This window comes from Bacillus sp. AFS053548 (genome assembly GCF_002575105.1).
Taxonomy (GTDB): domain Bacteria; phylum Bacillota; class Bacilli; order Bacillales; family Bacillaceae_G; genus Gottfriedia.
This window is the reverse complement of sequence record NZ_NUHI01000015.1, coordinates 17200-37114: the sequence shown is the minus strand read 5'-3', so window position 1 is coordinate 37114 and position 19915 is coordinate 17200. Positions and strand designations below refer to the sequence as shown.

Below are 19915 nucleotides of genomic sequence, written 5' to 3'. Positions count from 1 at the left end.
ATAAATTAAGTCGTTGTCTTATAAGAACTTGAACCTCTATAAGTTGAAGCTGGAATTTTTCCATAAGAATTCATTACTTCAACAGTATGACTTGTTTTTGTAGTATAGGTTCCTTTCGCAACAGTGAAATTCTTAGAAGCAGTAGCAGTAGCAGTAGCAGTAGTACTACTTGATGCTTCCTTACTAACTGATGAAATTTTAGTACCATAATTGTTATATAAACTTGCCGTAGCATAAACAACTACAGGACCTAGTGTATTATTTGAATATGTTTGACCTTTATAAGTAATATTTGTTGATGAATTAACATCAATCCCAGAACGACCATACATTACAGTTTGTGAAATAGATGTTCCGTATGTGTTTTTTAAAGAGACTTTTCCACCATAAGCAGCATTTACATTAGAATGTAGACCATAACTAGAAAGCAAAAGTGAAGACAAAGCAGCAATACCAACTAACTTTTTCAGAAAAAATCCTCCTTTAATTTAGATTACAACCTTTTAGACTTAACCAATTAGTCAATTTCATAGTAAACTAAAACACTTGGTAAATTATCCTAAAATAAGAAAGTTTTGTGAAGATTAAACAATATCCAAATAAAGTCGTTGATGTTGTAGATGTAATACTAAATGTTTTTGGAATTATATAAGGATGGATTATTTCAAAAATATATAAGTCATGGTATCTTACTCAAAGGGAGTTCATTTACAAAATTTTAGAGAAAAAGTGATTCCGCTGCCTCTGGAATCACTTTTTCCGTTGTCATATAAGTTAATTTATTACGGGAAGAAATGAACATACATATAATAAACTCTATGAAAATTTAACTACTAAGATTCTATTAACATGTATTATTCTGATATTATTATTGAAAAACTATTTAATCTTCACAAAGGTACTTTTAAAAGTAAAAATTTGTAAGGTTTTACTAAAACATTCACAAAAATTCCACTTAATTCATTCCGAAGATTACTATAATTAAAAACATTATAGTACATAAAGAGGTGATCGATTTGATAGATAAGGTTTTCTAATCAATTCAAAATATGGTAATGAAAAATTTTATTTTTTTGATAGTTTAAAATAAAAAAGGAGTAATTGAAGATTATGGATGAGGATGTTTTTCTAAAGGATGAGGAAAATTTCCCTTTATATAGAATACTATCTATTTCATCGGGTATGCAGTCATTATTTATTATGTTGAATGCACGTTTTATGATAGAAAGTATCGTGAATGTAGTTGTAACATGTTTATTTTTATTAAGTTACTTAATTATTTTTTTACTAATGCCTCGAACTAAACGAAATTATCAATATATTATTTTAAGTTTTTTATTATTTGTATGTATATCAATATTTGATATTAAATAAAAAGTGGCTGGCCGAAATGGTTAGCCACTTCTTAATTTGCTCTTTCCTCACAAATTGAATTCATTAGAATTTCATTGAGTTTCTTGTACAACTCTTTTTAATTGGGATATACTATCGGTTTTCTCTTTTATTTAGACATATAAAATAATGTCCAAATTGTTAAAAAGTATTGGCAATTATATGAATTTAAATAAAAAATTATTTTATACATTCTGTGACATTTGTATAAACTTGGAAACAATCGTGATATTTTGGTAGTGTATTAATTTACTAAAATTTAGTAATTAAATGTATTTTTTTACTAAAACCTAAAAAATGAGAGGAGTTTTACAATTGAACTTAAGAAAAATCTGCGTATTAGTAACTGCAGCGACAATTGGTTTAGGATTTGCTCCGACATCAAGTAAAGCACAAGTAATGAATGACAGAGATTGGTCTGACTGTAAAACAGTAGGACGTGGTTACTCCGAAATGAGTAACTGGGTAAGAGCAGTACAATATCAGGTTTATGCTGCGGGTTTTAATGGTGTAGGAGCTGTTGATGGAATCTATGGTCCAAACACTGAAAAAGCAATTAAAGCATACCAAACAAAATATGGTCTAAAATCAGATGGAATTGTGGGCAAAGGAACATGGACACATATGGACAATTATCTAAAAGCTGGTAGCGGTGGTTATACGTATGTCGTCGATTACGGAAAAGGCTATAAGTTTAATTATATAAAGTACTCATATGGAATGGAATTAAATGGACCGGGTGGAAATATTTTTATGGTCAATGATACATTACAAATGAAATAAATAGACATATTTTTTGGTTAGCAATCTAGGATCTTTAAATTAAAAAGGAGGGAACCGTATACCAATTTCAATTAAAATTTTATTTATATTTTGGTAACGGGGTTTATGTATAGACAGCTTAAGAGGAACAAGAAAAAGAAAAGTCTGTTATTTAAATTAAGTTTAATCCTAGTAATTCTAATATCAAGTACACTATGTTATGGATTCTATCAATATAAAAAAGGAATTCAGATAAGTCAGCAAAACGCTAATAAAAAAAATATAAAATTTAATTCTACTAAAATACCTAATAAAACTAACATCCTATTATTGGGAGAAGATGCTCGAAAAAAAGGTGGAAGCTCACGAACTGATTCAATTATGCTCTTACAATACAATAAAAAACATGAAACAAAATTAGTTTCAATTATGAGGGATAGTTATGTTCCTATTCCTGGATATGGAAAACATAAGATTAACGCAGCTTATTCTTTCGGAGGGGTTGAACTTCTACGGCAAACGATTCAACAAAATTTTGGGATCGAAATTGAATATTATGCAATAATAGATTTCAAAGGTTTTGAAGAAATGATTGATGAGATTGCTCCAAAAGGAATAACAATTAATGTAGAAAAGCCAATGGAAAGTCATATTGGTGTCAGTCTTCAACCTGGGGTTCAACAATTAAATGGTAAAGAGCTTTTAGGTTATGCAAGATTTAGACATGATTCTAAAGGTGATTTCGATCGAGTTGTTAGACAACAAAGAGTACTAGATGCTATTAAATCCCAAGTGCTTACTATTAAAGGAATTGCTAGTTTTCCTAAAACCTTAGGTGTGATCCAGCCTTACATACAAACCAATATGTCTACAATGGAATTATTAAAAATAGGATCCGATTTCATAGTTAAAGGTAAGGATAAAGATGTAGAAACATTACGAATTCCTGTAGACGGAGCTTTCACACCAAAAAGATATGAAAAAGCCGGTGAAGTTTTGGAAATTGATGCTGAAAAAAACAAAGAAGTATTGAATGTATTTTTAAAATAGATATTTGTTAAATTTGACTATATGTCACATTAATAGGAAGAAATGAGTTTAGTTGTATCTCACCTTTTTGAATTTGTGAATATATTCACATTTTTCACTTGACTTAAAACGTGATACAACACGAAAAGCCCCGGCAAAACCGGGGCCATTTTTAATCAAACAAAGTGGTAATGATTTCTATTCAGGACGTTTAATCTGGATCTTTGTCTTTATATATTCAGTATGAGATTTATCTTTCTTATCAGCCCAGCTTACTTTTATAGAAATCTCATTTAATTTCGCAATTGCGTCTTCGAATGTCTCTTCGGGGAATAAGTTAAAACTCCTACCTGCAGAAATACCTCCTGGAGATTTAATAGATGGAGAAATTGTGTACTCCTTAGAAACAGCTTTATCTGAAAAAGATTTTTTCATTAAAATGTTCGTAATCAACAAATCGGGAGTGTACAATACTTCATAAGCATTAATTGGTAATTGACCTGAGATGATGACATTTTTCATGTATGTTTTTGCTTTTGAAACGCTAACATCGATCTCTATTCTTCCCTCAGCAGACTGATACGTTTCAGCTCCAACTTGAAAATTTTTACTATGTGATAAGAACTCATATGGCTTCTTCTTCAAAATATCTGTCGATTCAACTTTCATCGAATCGTCACCATTTTCATTTGTTGGAGAAGTTTGTTCTGTAGTGGATGGTTTAGAAGCATGTTTCGATTCTAGAGCTTCTATTTTTTCACAAGCTGTGAAAATCGACATAGTTAAAACTGTAGCAGTTAATATAATTAGTTTTTTCATTTTTTGAGAACGGAATAGGGTCCCCCTATTCCTCTCCTTCTTTTTTTTAAGATGTGACTTCTTGTTATTCATCTAGCATCTTTAATCTTTCTTCTTCAACTAAAGCTTTGTTAAATCCTCTTTTAATTCTACAAATTCGTTTAAGTAAATTAATAGTTTAACTTCTATTAAATAAGAAAAGGACGCAAAATACGTCCTTTAAAGTAAATAATCATTATAAACTTTTATCTTACTGTCTCCAATCTAGTATAACTTAAATTCTTCCCAAAAAACCCTTTAAGCTCCCCAACCAATTCCTGGAACACTGGATGCTCATGATACATAAAATTATTATGCTTACCATCAATTATATACAACTCTTTAGGCTCCGCTGCCGCCTCAAAAAACTGAACCGACTCATCAACCGGATGTAAAAGATTATCCTTACCATGTGCCACAAACAATGGACACTCAATATCCTGTGCAATTTTATCTGCATTCATGTTAATAATTGAATCCGTAAACTGCAATTCAGTCAACTTACCAAACGGCGATAAAATAGCAAGCTCCTTCTGTACATAATCATTAGTAGCCTTCAATCGTCATATTTGGAAAAAATCCGTTATGCTGGATCACATACCCAATCGATCTGCGAAGTTTAATCATATCCATCGAATAAACATCTTTTCTATCCACTTCAATCTTACCGCTAGTGATTGGAATTAATCGATTAACCATTCGAAGTAAAGTCGTCTTTCCACATCCTGAAGGTCCAAGGAATACACAAATTTCTCCTTCTTCAACGTGGAAATTGATTTCGTTTACGGCTGTCACGTTCTTGTTACCGCTTTCATAAACCTTCGTGACATTTTTGAATTCTATCATTAAACTCCACCTTCCTTCTTGATTCGTCTATCTTCATGTGTTAATACGTATTATGACCTTGCACTTTTACTTGTAAATTTTTGCTGAAGTTTTCCTATTATTAAGTCCATTGCAATTGCTAAAATTGAAACGGCGATGGCTCCTACTTGAATCATGACGGCATAGCTTGTTGAAATACCACGTGAAATATATCCGCCTAAACCTCCAGCTCCAATGTATGCTGCAATTGCTCCAATACCGATTGTCATAACAATCGCCATTCGAACACCTGCCATGATCACCGGAAACGCAAGAGGTAGCTCAACTTTCATTAATCGTTGAAAGGTCGTCATCCCTACACCAATTGCTGCATCCCTTACATTCGGGTCAACATTCTTAATCGCAATATACGTATTTCGAATAATTGGTAATTGCGAATATAACACTAACGCAACAATCGCTGGTAAAAATCCGATTCCTTGGTTAATCAATGAGAAAATCGGGATCATAATTCCAAATAAAGCAATACTCGGAATCGTCATGATAATCCCCGCGATGGCTAAAACAATTTCAGCCAATGTCTCCCGCTGAGAAATATAGATTCCAAATGGCACCCCAGTCAAAATGGCAATCCCCACTGCCAATCCAACTAATTGAATATGCTCTAAAGTCATCTGAAGAATTTCTGACCAATTCGATTGGACAAAATTGATAATTTCCAATGTCCGCCCCCCTTTTTGTTTTTCTATACTTAACGTGCCAACTTTAAAAAGTTGATTTTTATGTAAAAATTCGAAATATTTGTAAAAATATCTAGTAAATGCGTAAAAAAATATTTACAATAGGAGATTGGTGAAGAAGTAGTTAGTGTAGCCTCAAAAAATAAAAAAAGATTGTCCAATTAGACAACCGTAATCTCAACTAAACTATTAATAATCAGGTATTTTCTACTATTTAACAGTGGCGATCTACAAGTATTTCCAATAAAATTAAAATATCGTTAGAAATGAAAACTTACAATTAGATATCGGAGGAGTATTGTGTCAAATTATAAATCACAACTGAAACGTATCGTCGAAGGATTAAAACATACAGATCCAACAATTCGACATGATGCAATTTTTGAATTAATCGAACTATCAGAAGTAGATGATCTACAATTTAATTTATTAACTTTAGAATGGTTAGCAAAAGAAGCCGCTTATCCATATCCAACATCATTTAAGGTATGGGATGAACCTAGTTACCATCTAATCAAATTCATCTCTCATTTTGAAATACCTGAATTAACAGAGGCCTTAATAAAATATTACCCTGAATATAGTAAGGCTGCTAAAGAAGAAGTATTTCGATACATAACCTCTTTTGACGGAGAAGAGCATGAACTAGCAATCTTGGAATTAATTGAACAAGATATTCAAAACAAACAAGTTGTCTTACCATTAGATGTGCTATACGACAATCCTGGCATCATTATTAAACTATTAGAAAAACATACTGAATTATTTGAAGTGGAAGAATATAAAACTACTTTTTATCGATTGTTGTCATACTGTTTAGATAAAAATTATCTAGACCGTTTCAAAACAAAATACATCGCGCCATTGTTATTAGTGGATTATCAAAAGCAAGTAGACGAATTTTTGCCTTATCAAAATGATTATGATATTAAGTTTGTGTATGGCTCATGGAAAGAAACCTATTTACAAATCCGTTCAATTATGGCGATTTATCTATCTTTAATGGAGTATTACTTTAATGATGAGATGACACCTTTTATAAAAGAAGCAATGTCATTTACTGACCCGTTTATTCGAACGAACGCAATTATTGCCGCTCTTCAACGAGACATTGACGTACCTGAAGAACAACTGTTGGACTGTGCAACAAATATTGAATCCACAGAATACTTTTACTGGGAAATACTCAGAATTCGTAAAGAACACTTATTCCCTATTAAGGAGAAAAAACAAGAATACTTCGCTAAAAGTCACTTGTTTCTTCATATCGTACAAGAACATGATTTTGTCCCTGAAACAATCGAGTTAATCAAACAGCTTGATATTGAAAACTCATATAACCAACCAATCCGTTATTATTTAGCTTCCGTTTCACATGATGATCAAGTCATTCCAGCATGGGTAGGTGCTTATGCTCTTGAGGAAGAAGATGACTCTGTTCACATGTGGGATGGTACTTATTTAGAAGATGGACAGTTCAATGAAAAATCCATCGAAGAACATGTACAACTCTTTATGGACAAAAGAGCGAATGAAAAAGAAGAAAATACTTCGACTGTATACTACGAAGGTAAACCAAAATTAAGTAAATGGTTCTACGCTTGGTACGTCCTCCTAGCTTTTAGAGGATATCAAGCATTTTCCACAATGGACCCAGTATACATCACTTTAACATCTTTACTTGCAGTTTTAATCGTTTCATATCATATCTATAAAACCAAACTATTTAAAAACAAAATCGAAATTGTTGGCAATGTTGTTCGATATACCGAAAAGAATGCTCAATCTCAGATTAGACTAGAAGACATAAAAAAAATAACAATTCAAAAGTCGAACATGAAAACAAGACTACTTGACCGACGTTCCAAAGTTGTAGCCATTTACAACAAACAAAACAAAGTTGCATTAGAATTCCCATTAGAATGTGTATCTTACGATGAATTCGCATTTGTAGTAGATGAGTTGACGGATCATTTAAAGGAACAACCTCATATTCAACAACAATAATATAAAAAAAGGCTGTATCTGCGATTACCCAGTAATCAATGATACAGCCTTTTTTATTTTATAACTCAGTTTGTGTGTGCTTCTGTGAATTCTAGTACCTATTTACCATCCTTATATACATAATAAAAATCTTCGCTTCGTTTATCATTTTTATTAATTGGCATAATATCGATTTCATATGCTCTATTTTCTCCAAAGACAGTAACTTCATTAAGCATCCAGCCTTGCATTCTACTAATCGGATATATTTCTTCGAGTTTTCCTTTTGTTTTCATTCTTTCTTCGTATAAAGTTAGCGAACGCTTCGTTAATTCAGTTTTTGTTTCATTTGTAAAATAGATTATATTTTCAATTGGCTTGTAAGTATTAACCGAAAATATTAAATAGATTACTACTAAGGCGATCGTTCTAAGAACTGCTTTAATTGAATATCCGATTGTTTTTTTAAAGTATTTTCCTATCAATAAAAAATAAAGAAAATAAAGTAAAACTGGAAGCCCAACATAAAATATTGAATTATATAGCCATCCAACAATAAATGATAAAGTTTCAGGTATGCCATAACAAATAACTACTACCACAGTTAATAAAAATGGAGCATAGTACAATAATTTTATTTTCATAATTAACCTCTAAAATATGATAATGAAAAACGTGTTGTTATAAAAATAATTGTACCATTTTGAATAAAACTTTTATTCCTTCAATAGTAGGGTATTTTATGCAGTACTATTCTTCCATATAGATAAAAAGAGCCAATTATTCGGCTCTGATTTTGTGTTCTACTAATGTTTTTCATCGCCTAAAACAAAACAGGGAAATCTCAAACGAGACTCCCCTAAAATAACTAACTTAAAACCCAACTCTCATCGTATCAGGGTGTGAACCTGCTCGACTATCTTGGTTTAATGAATCAATGTTTTCCATGTCTTCTTGTGTTAATTCAAAGTCAAAAATATTTGCGTTTTCTACGATGCGGTGTTCTTTGATTGATTTTGGAATTGTAACTACATCATGTTGTAAGTCCCATCTTAAGATGACTTGTGCTACTGATTTATTATATTTTTGAGCAATTTTTATTAAAACTGGCTCTTCTAAAAGCTGACCTTGTTTTAAAGGTGACCATGCTTCCATTTGAATTCCTTCATTTTTACAGAAAGCTAATAGCTCTTTTTGAGTTAAATGAGGATGGAACTCTACTTGGTTAACCATTGGTTTAATTTCGCAAGCGCTCATTAAGTCTTGTAAATGGTGAATTTGGAAGTTACTTACACCAATTGCACGGACACGTCCGTCTTTGTATAATTTTTCAAGTGCCTTCCAAGTTTCTTTATATTTGTCAACACCAGGCCAGTGGATGAGATAAAGATCTAAATAATCTAGTCCTAATAAATTCAGACTCGTTTCGAAAGCTTGTAAAGTAGTTTCATAGCCTTGGTCTGAATTCCAAACTTTACTCGTTACAAACAATTCTTCGCGAGCAATACCTGATTCTTTAATGGCCTGACCAACGCCTTCTTCATTTTTGTAGATTGCTGCAGTATCGATGCTGATATAGCCATTTCGGATTGCAGCTTTTACAGATTCAACAACTTCTTCTCCTTCTGAAACTTTGAAAACTCCTAAGCCTAATCGTGGCATTTTTACTCCATTATGTAATGTTACTGTTTCTTTTAGATTTGTTAGCATCTGAATGTCCTCCAATTTTTTTATTTTATACTAGCTGCAAAGATTTTTTGGCAGCACGTACCTTTTGCATATATTGAATTGCATTGTCTGTAACTTGATCATAGTCTCCATTTTTAGCAGGTGCAATTAATTTGCCTCCTACCCCTACTGCTACACTACCGTTTCGGATCCATTCTTCTATATTATTTAAATCGACGCCACCAGTAGGCATAATATTGACTTGTGGTATAGGAGCTTTTACCGCTTTTACAAAATCTGGACCAAATGCATTACCTGGGAATAATTTAACGATATCAACACCTGCTTCTAGTGCATGTTTCATTTCAGTAATCGTAATACAGCCTGGCATATAAGGCACTTGATATAGATTACATAATTTTGCTGTTTCTTCATCAAACGCTGGGCTTACTACAAATTGTGCTCCTGCCATTATGGCGATTCTAGCTGTTGTGACGTCTAGTACTGATCCTGCTCCAATAACGACTTGATTAGAATCCTTGTATAAAGATGCCAATTCCTTGATTACTTCCTCAGCACCCTGCAAAGTAAACGTAATTTCAATGCCATGAATTCCGCCTTTTACACAAGCCTTCGAAAGGTTAACAGCCTCTTCTTTGGAATCTGCTCTTATCACTGCCACTACGCCGCTTTCAACAACCCTTGAAAGAATTTCAACTTTTTTCATTGTATTCCCTTCTTTCTTTTTCATTTATTAAACAGATTTTAAACGCGCTAAAATGAATTGTGATTCATTTTACAAAAGTTTCTAGATAAAGTATCATTTATATATCGTTTTAAAAATAATGAAGAGGTAGATATCCATGTCAACTGTTCAATCAATTGAACGTGCACTCACTATTTTAAATAAAATTTCTGAATACCCGGACGGAATTCAAATTGCCAGACTTTCAGAAAAGGTTGGGCTAACCAAAAGCACTGTTCATAGACTACTAGCCACTTTATCAAGTATGAATTATGTTGTAAAAGATGAAGAAACAGACAAATATAAACTTGGTTTACAGATCCTGTTCCTTTCACAAAATCTATTAAATAACAATAATATTGTTGCTACCGCAAAACCTCATTTAGAGAAACTATCTGCGGAATTCAACGAAACAGTCCATTTATGTATTGAAGACCTAGGTGAAGTAGTGTACATAGATAAAATTGAAAGTACACAAACTATTCGTATGTATTCCAGAATAGGAAGCCGTGCTCCTATGTATAGCACTGCAGTTGGCAAAATATTGCTTTCAGGTAAAACACAGGAAGAATTTAATACACTTCTTAATGGCTTTAATTTTGTTAAAAAAACGCCGAACACAATTACAACTAAAGAAGAATTTGCAAATGAAATTGATAAAGTAAAACAACAAGGTTATGCGCTAGATAATGCCGAAAATGAAGAAGTTCTAAGATGTATTGCTGCTCCAATTTATGACCATAAAGGAAATATTGTTGCAAGCTTCAGTATTTCTGGCCCTACGAACCGTGTGACAATGGAAATCATCAACGAATCTTTAATTAATACAATGAAAAAATATAGCTATGACATCTCAAGAAGTCTTGGATATACTGGATTCTTGAATGTATAAGTATTCTCTCTACTTGAGAATACTTTTTTTGTTTAGAAACATTCTCTTCTAATCTATTAAAGTCGATAAAGTGTCTCTTTCATAAACGTTTCTAACCCTTCTCGATTTGGTAAACCATCATTATCGCCTGGGGACATGACTGCTAATGCTCCAATCGCAGCTCCACGACTAACTGCTTCCTTCAAAAATAGACCTTCAAGAATTCCACTTACGACTCCAACCGCAAAGCCATCACCAGCTCCTACAGTATCGACAACCTCTTTAACTGGAAAACCTTCTGTATTGAATGTCTCATCTTTTGTACTCGTAAAGGCACCTTCAGCTCCAAGCTTCACTACGACAGTTTTGACTCCCACTCTATGATAGTATTCTGCAATCTCGTAAACATATTGCTTCCCTGTTAGTAATTTTCCTTCTTCAATTCCTGGAAAAACGATATCTGCTCGACATGCCAGATCATTAATCACTCGAATCATTTCCTGTTGATCAGGCCAGAGACCAGGACGAATATTCGGATCAAATGAAATTTGTACACCTTTTGCTCGAGCTTGTTTCATTAGCTCGTGAACCATTTCTCTGCATTCCAAAGACAGTGCAGGTAGAATTCCAGTTAAATGAATATGTTGAAAACCTTCCCAGTTTAAATTCTTAATTGTATCCAAACTCATATGGGATGCAGCTGAATTTTTACGTGAAGAGAATACCTCTGGGTCACCTTTAATAACCTTTTGCTTCCACATCATGCCAGTTAAAAAGTCTGAAACAATCGACACATATGTTGTATCAATCCTGTTTTGTTGAAGGAATTTTTCGATTGATTTTCCAAAAGGATCATTGCCTAACTGGGTAATATAAGTTACCTCATGTCCCAATCTAGACATTCCGATTGAGAAATTAACTTCAGCACCAGCAACAAAACGATTAAATTGTTCTACATTTTCCAATGAACCTTCTTTCTGGGCAACAAAGAGTGCCATTGGTTCTCCAACTGTTAGTATCCTACTCATTTCCATCCTCCATATAAGAGAAGGAGAGTCATCTAGTCTAATGTCTCCCCTTTCCAAAATTTATACCGATGCTTTTATTTTTGGTTGATCGATTGGCCTGTTATTTTTCTTTTCCATATATTTCGACCAATAGGCTGTCAATATTGGTACTAAAATTGATGTCACAATAACGGATGCAGCAACTAGTGATGTAGCTGACTGCGCTACAGGAAGAAATTCAGGTTTCATTTCAGCTATAATCATTGGATTTGCAACCGCTGCACCAGCAGTACTTGAAGCAGCAAGACCAGCTGTACCGTTGCCCCCTCCAATATATTTGTCAGTGAACATTAATGGAATACCAGTAATAATGATGACTAAAAGTCCAAGAAGAATACCAGCTAAACCAGTTTTAGCAATAACAGTCAGGTCAATTGAATTCCCTAAAGCAAAGCCAAAGAATGGAATCATCGTTTGTGTCGCCTTACTAAAGAAAGCACGTAAATCTGGATCTAAATTACCTAGAACAAAACCAACTAAGAACGGTAAAACAGCACCAATAAATGCTTGTGGATGGAATACTGCTAATCCGGTACTTCCTAAAATAAGCATCGTTACTAAAGGACCAGATTCAAGTGACATTAAAACAAAAGCACCTGCTTCTTCCTTTGAACCATATTGCTGCATAATGGAAGCATATAAACCACCGTTTGTCATGTCCATTGCAGCGATAAGAGCTAATACAGAAAATCCCGCAAATAAGCCTGATTGTACACCGCTGTCTGGGAGGAAAAATGAAGCAACGAAAGCTACACCCCATGCAACTAGAATTTTAGTCAAAACAAGTGTTCCTGATTTTCTTAAAACTGTCCCAGTTGCTTTCACGTTGATCCCAGCACCCATACAGAAGAACCAGACTGCTAAAATTGGAACGGTACCTGTCATCAACCCGTTAGTAAATGAACCAAAATATTCACCGGATTTTGGAGCAAGTGTATGAATTATTGCACCCAAAAATAATGGAACGAGCATTAAACCACCAGGAATCTTTTCCAGCGTTTTCATGATTTTCATAATTTCTACCTAACCTTTCAATTTTATTAAGAATTAATAAAGCGTTTACAAAAGATAGATTTAATCATTGCTGTTTTAGTTCCAAATAGAATGGGGGATTAACCCCATTCGTTTAATTAAAGAAAAATTATCGCGCTAACCAACCACCGTCTACAGCTAAAATATGCCCATTCATGTAGTCAGAAGCTCGACTAGCTAAAAACACGATTACTCCCATTAAATCGGAAGGAGACGCCCATCTTCCTGCTGGAATTCGGGAAAGAATTTCTTGGTTTCGCTGTTGATCCGCACGAATTGGCGCAGTGTTGGCAGTCTCGATATATCCTGGGGCAATGGCATTAATTTGGATATTATGTATACCTAATTCATTGGCAAAAGCTTTTGTTAAACCTGCCACTCCATGCTTACTAGCAGTATAAGGTGGGATAAATTTCCCTCCTTGGAAGCTTAGCATTGATCCAATATTTATGATTTTTCCTTGTCCCTGATTCACCATGCTCTTAGCAACCTCTTGGCTTAAGAAGTAGACCGCATTTAAGTTAATATCCATCACTGCATTCCAGTCTTCTTCTTGGTATTCTAGTAGAGGTGCACGACGGATTGTTCCGGCATTATTTACAAGAATATCAATCTTTCCATACACACTTACACACTCATCTACTATTCTTAAAATATTCTCTTTTTTCGTTAAATCCGCCTGAAAAAAATGCACCTTACGTCCAGTTTCTTCAATCAGTTCTCTGGTTTCATCCCAGTTGTTATTATGTGTCACGATAAATAAATCTGCACCTGATTTAGCAAGTGCTACTGCATACCCTTGTCCAAGACCAGTATTCCCACCGGTTACAATCGCTGTTTTACCCTCTAAGTTAAAATAATCTAGTGAAAAGTCATGTAAACTCAAATGTCCTACTCCTCTTTTGTCTGTCTTATGATTCTCGAAATCTATCAACTTATCTTAATTGCTCTAACGGTACAGCATCCATATCATTATAAGTTTTGTTTTCTCCTGCCATTGCCCAAATAAACGTGTAGTTGCTCGTTGCACTTCCACAATGAATTGACCACGGTGGAGAAATAACAGCTTCTTCATTCTTCATGACTAAATGACGAGTTTCAGTCGGCTCACCCATTAAATGAAACATTCTAGCATTTTCATCAAGATCAATATAAAGATAAACTTCAGAACGACGGTTATGCGTATGAGTTGGCATTGAATTCCAAACACTTCCATTATTCAATTGCGTTAATCCCATCACAACCTGACAACTTTGGATTCCCTCTAAATGAATCATGCGACGAATGACACGATCATTGGCATTTTCAAGAGAACCTAAACGATCTCCTTCAATACTCTTAAACGATACATGTTGAGTAGGATATTCTTTATGCGCTGGAGCTGAATATAAATAAAATTTTGCTGGATTTTCCACTGTATCACTTGAAAACAGAAGTTCTTCCTTCCCAAGACCAATGTACAGGCAGTCTTTATTTTCCATAACATAAGACTCGCCATCGACAATGATTTTACCATTCCCACCAACATTAAATATTCCTACTTCTCTTCTCTCTAAAAAGTAATTTGCCTTGATTTCATCATATCCTTTTAGTGAAATGGCTTCTTCTTTTGGAGTAATCCCTCCAATAATCGTACGGTCTTCCATTGAATACGTAAGTTTCGTTTCTCCTGGTACAAATAATTCCTCAATCAGGTAGTGCTTGCGAAGATCTTCTGTTGTAAATGTTTTGACTTGGTCCGGATGTGTTGAGTATCTAATTTCCACAATCGACATCTCCTTTTTTAGCTTTTCATATTTAAATTCTACATTTTGTTCCACATAGTGGAACACCGTTTCATAATTTAATTATACCGCTTACATTTAGTAATTTCTAGTAATATTTTTTAAAAATTTTTACAATATTGTTACAGTAGATTTTGAGCATATAAAAAAGGATTGGATTCTGAGCACCCAGAATCCAATCCTAACGACTATTTATGTACTTTTTAACTTAGCTTAAACGAAACTCCATTTTTCTATTTTTTGTTGCCATTCCAATAGACTCATAAAAATGGATCGCATTTTGATTACTCTCCGAAACTCCCAATTCAATACTATCAACATTCATTTCTTTCGCAAAATCAAGAATAGATTGCATGAGTTTTCTTCCAATCCCCTTTTTCCTACTCGCGTCATCAACACATAAACTATTAACAAGTAAGATCTTCCTTGCATTAACAAACGAGTTTTCAAGTATTTCTTCTTTCTTCAAAACAGCCACGCCTACTATTGCAGTACCTAGAGTTGCTACTAGGATATGTTGTTTATCGTCTTTTAGTTGGTTATTGAATTCCTTTTCCTCTACTGGAGTTGAGTTTTCTTTGTATAGGTCTGGTCGTTCAAACACGTGTAAATCGTGAACTTGTCTAAATAATGGTAATAATTTCTCGTAGTCTTTTTGATTGGCATTTCGGATGGAAATCTCCATGCAGTTTCACCTCTTTGGTTGTTTTAACTTTGCCGTAATTTATTGACTCGCGATCTTTTTAAAAATAGATCAGTTGAATATACTCCAAACAATTTCTGTCTGATCATCACAGTAAAATCCTTCTAAATTACACGCTTTAACTATTTTTTCTATAGTACGTTTATTTGAACAGAGCATGGAAAAGTGGCTATCCCAATGCGTAGTTAGCAAAATATTATGATCATGCGTGAAAAAATTTATATGACCATTTGGAAATGTTTTATTGGCCTCAATTAAGTCATCTATATACTCTAACTTCCGCTCTGTACAAAATTCATCTCCATTCCAAATCCAATCATGACCTGCGTTTTTAATAGCGTTAAGAATTGTATTCATTAAAATCTCTGGGAAGGAGCCTTCATTTGGAATAATTAATTGATGTTCCTCACAACACTTTTGAATTACTTCTTCAGTTTCTACATTTTTGTATTTATCCTTTAATCCCGTTATATGAGTCCTTAACCCAATATCTAACTCTTTGTAACTTTTAATTCCTGAAATAGTTAAGAACTGCTTCCAACTTACCACTTCACAATTATTAATAATGTCATTTTTGCCAGGATAATTATCATACTCAAACAAATCATAATCCATCGTTATAGGCTTAATAAAAGGATGATAAAAAATATAAACTTCCTCAAATATCCCTTTATAAAACTCTTTTATCGACATATCAGCAGGAGCACATACTGAATACCTGTGTGGATCTGGTAATACTCTTACATTTTCCATAAATTTCACCTGCTATTTCACTTATCCTTTTAGTAAAAAAATGAATCTCTATATTTTTTCAATATGTTATAAATAAAAGAAAATCTTCTACTATTTAACCTTCAGGATCTTCTTTAAGAATCCAGAGAATATTAGCTACAAAACTTATTTGTAAGACTGGATCAGGTAAACCTTCTGGCAAAAATTCTAATTCCTCTGAGAAACCAAATATAAAATTCTCAATCTCAATTGTATTCATTTTATTAAAGTTTGAATTTGAACATAATTCGCCTTCTAGTACTCTTCCTACAAAATAATAATTACCCAAATATAAACGTCTCGTTTTTATCTCAGTAGGGAATACTGAAAGATGCGCTGGTTTTACTAAATTAATTCCAAATTTCTCGAAAATATCGTTTACAGTTGGCTTAAAATACTCTGTAGCTACAAGATAATTTTTACAATATAAGCAGTTACAGACTTCCATTTCTTTATTAAAAAATTCTCGTGTTCTATCAATATCAACTTCGATTAACCATTTTCCTAATCTAATCTTTTGCAGCATAATAATCTCCATTCTGTCATACTGCCGTATTATTTTAAATTATTATTTGTATACTTTAAATCCGCGTAGCAGCAATTTACTACCCACTACAAAAATTAATTATCTTCAATTACTTCTAATATATTAGCTGCCAACTTTAGTCTGATTGGTTTGATAAAACTTTTTCCTGCTCCCCAACCAAAATCAAATATTCCTTCTCCATTACCTGAGGAAATGCACTTAACATACGTAACACCACTAAAGTTGTCAATTGTAACCGTCAATGTTGCTGTACTGTCGTTTCTAAAAAAGTATTTTTGAAATACAAGGATTACAATTTCTTTCTCCTCAGCAACTTTATAATCTTGAAAAATCAAGTTAGACTTTAATTCTGTGTCATCTAAAATAAGTTGAGATACCTGAACTGGCTTAATATTTACAGTGAATTCTAAGTAATGTTTCATTTCTTACCTTATCCTCCTTTTAATGTGATATATAAGAATACCTCTGAATTAATTTATTTTTAATTCTATCAATAATTTCTTTTAATTTTCCAAAGCAAATTATCCTATTTAATTGAAGATACTGCTCAATAATAAAAAAGCCGCTATTCCGCAGCTTTTTTTATTATTGAAGGTAGTAGATAGGTCCACTTGATCTTTTTAGTTTAATACTTAAATGCGACTGAGAAACTATTTTGCTTGTTAGACCGAAATGATACCTCCTGGTGGGACTGGAATTGATGGTCCGTTTTTTTCAATTTCTGCATCAACAAACCACGCATGGGGGAAAGTCGCCCCTGCATTGTTAAAAGCCAAATCCGGTCCAGAGCCAAATATTCTTCCAGCTATTACTTCCACACTAAGTTTGTTTTTCTTCTCATTCCGGTCAATATCGCCCCAAAATGTAAAACGCCATGTTCCGAAAGCTGGAGGAGAAGATGGACCGGTGACAACGATGAGGAGGGTATGCTGAGGGAGAACTTTTACTGTCCAGTTACCAAATGCTGGGGATGATATTTCTGGGTTTTGAACGCCGGGAGGTACCCCAGGAGCGGAAAATTCTACAACGAAATTAGCTTTAAGCGTTTTTGAACTTGGATTTTTGAAATAGATGTTGATCATATCATTGCTATCTGGCGCTTGGTTATCAACGGGCACATGAAATACACCAGTTGTAATTGCCCTCACTATTTTATCACATCCCATCCTTCATTCTCACCACACTCTTCGGATGAACTTACTTCTAAGAAATTTTCTTCAAAGTTATTAGTCAATTAATTTCTTCCTTTCTATCAATAATATTAGATTAGTGACATCTCTAAATAATATGTAAAAAGAGAAAAAACTGCTTGTACACAAATCTATGAAACTACCTTTTTTATAAGATTCCTTTATTAAATATTGAATGTGCTCTAATGAAAAAAAAGTGCTCCTATTAGGCACTGTTTTGGGAAATGTAATGTTAAATCCTGTATAGAACTGGTAGAGTTTGCCCCAAACTAAAATAATTACATAAAAATCAAATCAATTAATGGGGTATTATGTTGGAAAGATTTTTTCAATTTCATTCAAAATTGAGTCCGTTTCACCTTTTTTCATTAGATCATCTAATAACTATCGGAATTATTTTGATTCTCAGTGTTCTTCTATTTGTCTTTAGAAAACAGATTCAGAACTCGGGGAAAAAACGGCTTTTTCGTTTTTCTTTAGCATTTCTCTTATTGGCATCTGAGATTTTTTATCATATATGGCTTGTGTATGAGCATGCTTGGTCGCTTAAAACGGGTTTGCCACTTGAACTTAGTGATATAACTGTCATTCTGGCAATTGTAATGCTTCTGACAAATAGCTATAGAGTGTTTCAATTCATGTATTTTGCAGGTTTAACCAGTTCAATTCAAGCCATCATGACACCTGATCTTGGCCATTATTCGTTTCCACACTTTCGATATTTTGAGTTTTTTGTTTCGCACGGTGGAGTGGTGCTTGCCTGTATAATTATGGTGGTAGCCAGCAAATATCGACCGACAATACCATCTATGTGGATGACCGTTCTTATTGTTAACCTTTATGCAACTTCTGTTTTTTTCATTAATAAGTCGTTGAAAACTAACTTCATGTACCTCATGAAAAAGCCCGAAAATACTTCACTATTAGATTATCTAGGACCTTGGCCATGGTATCTTCTCTCGGCAGAATTGGTAATGATTGTGAGCTTTTACATTTTGTATAGTCCGTTTTGGTTAAAAAGGAAAATGGAAAGAAATCGATAATTAATGTTAGTGATGTCAAAGATAACTACAGATATGGCTACGTATTTGGAATAATAATTGGAGTGAGTCATATCTGCTAGTTACCTAATTTACTTAAGATAACGCTCCCTCTCTAACGGGCTTAATATTATCGAAGTGGATGGACGAGTAACTGAAGGTAAAAGCAACTGGTCATAAAAATCTTCATCATACATATCATTCCAAGGTTGAATTCCAAAATATGCTTCAGCAAGATCATCAAGCACGCCACTTGTATGACTAATTGAACCAATTTCTGATTCCCCTATATGTTTCCTGTCAACCTCACTCTTATCTATCATTACATCTTTATTTCCAACTACTTTCCAACTGTAATCATCTAAAGAACACGAGGTTAATGATAAAACTGAAATATAATTGTAATTGTCAGTATCAAATAAGTCAGGAATTTTTCTAAAATTAATATCGAATAGTCCACATACTGGTTCCGAATAAGAAAGCCATACTACTTGTCCTAAAGCATATGTATTATTGCTAAGTGAAATTAGAAATAAATCTCCGATAGACCATTTTTGTTTCTTGGGTCTTTTATGCGAAATTAGTTGTTGCTCTACTTTTCTTATTTCCTCTTTTGATAGCTCAAAATTAATCAGTTTGTTCATTACAACAACGATTCCTAACATGACCAAAGCATTTGAAGTCCTGATTACTACTTCACTGGATTCTCTATCAAACTCTATTTTCTTATAATGCTTTAAATCCATATTTTCACGTAGAATTTTACGAAAGTATTTAGCCGCTTCATAATTTGTTTCCATCTTGAAAATATCAGCTAAATCTTCTGCAATGTAAAAATATGAAATTGAAGGATTTGGTAGAAATACTTCTATTTTTCCTATAGATAGTGAAGAATGACTTTTATTCATATATATCTGCCTTTCAAT

23 protein-coding genes are annotated in these 19915 nt (G+C 33.4%); 5 read left to right on the top strand and 18 right to left on the bottom strand.

Translation table 11 applies throughout. From position 1 onward, the window contains the following. Window positions 1–5: 5 nt before the first annotated feature. On the bottom strand, window positions 6–443 hold the full coding sequence (locus CN946_RS08340; RefSeq protein WP_098860718.1) for a hypothetical protein: 438 nt from the start codon (window positions 441–443) through the stop codon (window positions 6–8). A gap of 1264 nt (window positions 444–1707) precedes the next feature. Here CN946_RS08340 and CN946_RS08330 point away from each other — a divergent pair. Both CN946_RS08330 and CN946_RS08325 read left to right on the top strand, forming a co-directional pair. Beyond that, window positions 1708–2175: a peptidoglycan-binding domain-containing protein gene (locus CN946_RS08330; protein ID WP_176547259.1), complete on the top strand. Its 468-nt coding sequence runs from the start codon at window positions 1708–1710 to the stop codon at window positions 2173–2175. A 105-nt stretch (window positions 2176–2280) separates the two neighbouring features. Then, entirely contained in the window at window positions 2281–3204 is a 924-nt protein-coding gene (locus tag CN946_RS08325) for an LCP family protein (RefSeq protein WP_098860715.1), read from the top strand. A 177-nt stretch (window positions 3205–3381) separates the two neighbouring features. Here the strand turns inward: CN946_RS08325 and CN946_RS08320 are convergent, their stop codons facing one another. The 4 genes from CN946_RS08320 to CN946_RS08305 form a co-directional block, all read right to left on the bottom strand. After that, window positions 3382–4002 carry a hypothetical protein gene (locus tag CN946_RS08320; protein ID WP_098860714.1) on the bottom strand — a complete coding sequence of 207 codons (621 nt, stop codon included), beginning with the start codon at window positions 4000–4002 and terminating at the stop codon, window positions 3382–3384. A 224-nt stretch (window positions 4003–4226) separates the two neighbouring features. Further along, complete coding sequence (locus CN946_RS08315; protein WP_098860713.1) at window positions 4227–4580, bottom strand: alpha/beta hydrolase family protein; 354 nt, start codon at window positions 4578–4580, stop codon at window positions 4227–4229. Continuing rightward, a complete protein-coding gene (locus CN946_RS08310; RefSeq protein WP_098860712.1) occupies window positions 4567–4866 on the bottom strand; it encodes an ATP-binding cassette domain-containing protein in 300 nt (99 codons plus the stop codon). The genes CN946_RS08315 and CN946_RS08310 overlap by 14 nt, the downstream gene beginning before the upstream one ends. 50 nt (window positions 4867–4916) lie before the next feature. Further along, window positions 4917–5567, bottom strand: coding sequence for an ABC transporter permease (locus tag CN946_RS08305; RefSeq protein WP_097978047.1), 651 nt, complete (start codon window positions 5565–5567; stop codon window positions 4917–4919). A 318-nt stretch (window positions 5568–5885) separates the two neighbouring features. Between CN946_RS08305 and CN946_RS08300 the strand changes: the two genes are divergently transcribed. Further along, the gene (locus tag CN946_RS08300) at window positions 5886–7592 is read left to right on the top strand and encodes a hypothetical protein (RefSeq protein WP_098860711.1); all 1707 of its coding nucleotides are present in this window, start codon (window positions 5886–5888) and stop codon (window positions 7590–7592) included. Window positions 7593–7690: 98 nt separating this feature from the next. Here CN946_RS08300 and CN946_RS08295 read toward each other — a convergent pair whose 3' ends face one another. The 3 genes from CN946_RS08295 to CN946_RS08285 form a co-directional block, all read right to left on the bottom strand. After that, window positions 7691–8215: a hypothetical protein gene (locus tag CN946_RS08295; protein WP_098860710.1), complete on the bottom strand. Its 525-nt coding sequence runs from the start codon at window positions 8213–8215 to the stop codon at window positions 7691–7693. Window positions 8216–8444: 229 nt separating this feature from the next. Further along, entirely contained in the window at window positions 8445–9281 is an 837-nt protein-coding gene (locus CN946_RS08290) for an aldo/keto reductase (protein ID WP_098860709.1), read from the bottom strand. Between the two features lie 25 nt (window positions 9282–9306). Next, window positions 9307–9966: a bifunctional 4-hydroxy-2-oxoglutarate aldolase/2-dehydro-3-deoxy-phosphogluconate aldolase gene (locus tag CN946_RS08285; RefSeq protein ID WP_098860708.1), complete on the bottom strand. Its 660-nt coding sequence runs from the start codon at window positions 9964–9966 to the stop codon at window positions 9307–9309. 136 nt (window positions 9967–10102) lie between these two features. On the opposite strand from CN946_RS08285, the gene CN946_RS08280 reads away from it, so the two are divergent. Next, a complete protein-coding gene (locus tag CN946_RS08280) occupies window positions 10103–10876 on the top strand; it encodes an IclR family transcriptional regulator (protein ID WP_098860707.1) in 774 nt (257 codons plus the stop codon). Between the two features lie 56 nt (window positions 10877–10932). Here the strand turns inward: CN946_RS08280 and CN946_RS08275 are convergent, their stop codons facing one another. From CN946_RS08275 to CN946_RS08235, 9 genes are all read right to left on the bottom strand, one after another. Continuing rightward, window positions 10933–11883 carry a sugar kinase gene (locus CN946_RS08275; protein WP_098860706.1) on the bottom strand — a complete coding sequence of 317 codons (951 nt, stop codon included), beginning with the start codon at window positions 11881–11883 and terminating at the stop codon, window positions 10933–10935. A 60-nt stretch (window positions 11884–11943) separates the two neighbouring features. After that, window positions 11944–12936 carry a 2-keto-3-deoxygluconate transporter gene (gene kdgT, locus CN946_RS08270; protein ID WP_098860705.1) on the bottom strand — a complete coding sequence of 331 codons (993 nt, stop codon included), beginning with the start codon at window positions 12934–12936 and terminating at the stop codon, window positions 11944–11946. Window positions 12937–13063: 127 nt separating this feature from the next. Further along, the gene (gene kduD, locus CN946_RS08265; RefSeq protein WP_098860704.1) at window positions 13064–13840 is read right to left on the bottom strand and encodes a 2-dehydro-3-deoxy-D-gluconate 5-dehydrogenase KduD; all 777 of its coding nucleotides are present in this window, start codon (window positions 13838–13840) and stop codon (window positions 13064–13066) included. A 49-nt stretch (window positions 13841–13889) separates the two neighbouring features. Further along, window positions 13890–14720, bottom strand: a complete 831-nt coding sequence (gene kduI / locus CN946_RS08260) for a 5-dehydro-4-deoxy-D-glucuronate isomerase (RefSeq protein ID WP_098860876.1) — start codon at window positions 14718–14720, stop codon at window positions 13890–13892. Between the two features lie 226 nt (window positions 14721–14946). After that, window positions 14947–15423: a GNAT family N-acetyltransferase gene (locus CN946_RS08255; protein ID WP_098860703.1), complete on the bottom strand. Its 477-nt coding sequence runs from the start codon at window positions 15421–15423 to the stop codon at window positions 14947–14949. 69 nt (window positions 15424–15492) lie between these two features. After that, window positions 15493–16194, bottom strand: coding sequence for a DUF2711 family protein (locus CN946_RS08250; RefSeq protein WP_098860702.1), 702 nt, complete (start codon window positions 16192–16194; stop codon window positions 15493–15495). 94 nt (window positions 16195–16288) lie between these two features. Further along, complete coding sequence (locus CN946_RS08245; protein WP_098860701.1) at window positions 16289–16738, bottom strand: hypothetical protein; 450 nt, start codon at window positions 16736–16738, stop codon at window positions 16289–16291. A 95-nt stretch (window positions 16739–16833) separates the two neighbouring features. Next, window positions 16834–17181 carry a DUF6054 family protein gene (locus CN946_RS08240; RefSeq protein WP_098860700.1) on the bottom strand — a complete coding sequence of 116 codons (348 nt, stop codon included), beginning with the start codon at window positions 17179–17181 and terminating at the stop codon, window positions 16834–16836. 240 nt (window positions 17182–17421) lie between these two features. Continuing rightward, window positions 17422–17925, bottom strand: coding sequence for a hypothetical protein (locus tag CN946_RS08235; protein ID WP_098860699.1), 504 nt, complete (start codon window positions 17923–17925; stop codon window positions 17422–17424). Between the two features lie 338 nt (window positions 17926–18263). Here CN946_RS08235 and CN946_RS08230 point away from each other — a divergent pair, with 338 nt between their 5' ends. After that, entirely contained in the window at window positions 18264–18992 is a 729-nt protein-coding gene (locus CN946_RS08230; RefSeq protein ID WP_098860698.1) for a YwaF family protein, read from the top strand. Window positions 18993–19081: 89 nt separating this feature from the next. On the opposite strand, the gene CN946_RS08225 is transcribed toward CN946_RS08230, so the two are convergent. Continuing rightward, entirely contained in the window at window positions 19082–19897 is an 816-nt protein-coding gene (locus CN946_RS08225; protein WP_098860697.1) for a hypothetical protein, read from the bottom strand. Window positions 19898–19915: the final 18 nt, after the last annotated feature.

Bases quoted from the DNA above. Each gene is read 5' to 3' on its own strand.
- CN946_RS08240 (WP_098860700.1), bottom strand. From the start codon at position 17,181: ATGAAACATTACTTAGAATTCACTGTAAATATTAAGCCAGTTCAGGTA.
- CN946_RS08235 (WP_098860699.1), bottom strand. From the start codon at position 17,925: ATGGGATGTGATAAAATAGTGAGGGCAATTACAACTGGTGTATTTCAT.
- kdgT (WP_098860705.1), bottom strand. From the start codon at position 12,936: ATGAAAATCATGAAAACGCTGGAAAAGATTCCTGGTGGTTTAATGCTC.
- CN946_RS08250 (WP_098860702.1), bottom strand. From the start codon at position 16,194: ATGGAAAATGTAAGAGTATTACCAGATCCACACAGGTATTCAGTATGT.
- CN946_RS08320 (WP_098860714.1), bottom strand. From the start codon at position 4,002: ATGAAAAAACTAATTATATTAACTGCTACAGTTTTAACTATGTCGATT.
- CN946_RS08285 (WP_098860708.1), bottom strand. From the start codon at position 9,966: ATGAAAAAAGTTGAAATTCTTTCAAGGGTTGTTGAAAGCGGCGTAGTG.
- CN946_RS08255 (WP_098860703.1), bottom strand. From the start codon at position 15,423: ATGGAGATTTCCATCCGAAATGCCAATCAAAAAGACTACGAGAAATTA.
- CN946_RS08245 (WP_098860701.1), bottom strand. From the start codon at position 16,738: ATGCTGCAAAAGATTAGATTAGGAAAATGGTTAATCGAAGTTGATATT.
- CN946_RS08295 (WP_098860710.1), bottom strand. From the start codon at position 8,215: ATGAAAATAAAATTATTGTACTATGCTCCATTTTTATTAACTGTGGTA.
- CN946_RS08325 (WP_098860715.1), top strand. From the start codon at position 2,281: ATGTATAGACAGCTTAAGAGGAACAAGAAAAAGAAAAGTCTGTTATTT.
- CN946_RS08280 (WP_098860707.1), top strand. From the start codon at position 10,103: ATGTCAACTGTTCAATCAATTGAACGTGCACTCACTATTTTAAATAAA.
- CN946_RS08225 (WP_098860697.1), bottom strand. From the start codon at position 19,897: ATGAATAAAAGTCATTCTTCACTATCTATAGGAAAAATAGAAGTATTT.
- CN946_RS08290 (WP_098860709.1), bottom strand. From the start codon at position 9,281: ATGCTAACAAATCTAAAAGAAACAGTAACATTACATAATGGAGTAAAA.
- CN946_RS08275 (WP_098860706.1), bottom strand. From the start codon at position 11,883: ATGAGTAGGATACTAACAGTTGGAGAACCAATGGCACTCTTTGTTGCC.
- CN946_RS08310 (WP_098860712.1), bottom strand. From the start codon at position 4,866: ATGATAGAATTCAAAAATGTCACGAAGGTTTATGAAAGCGGTAACAAG.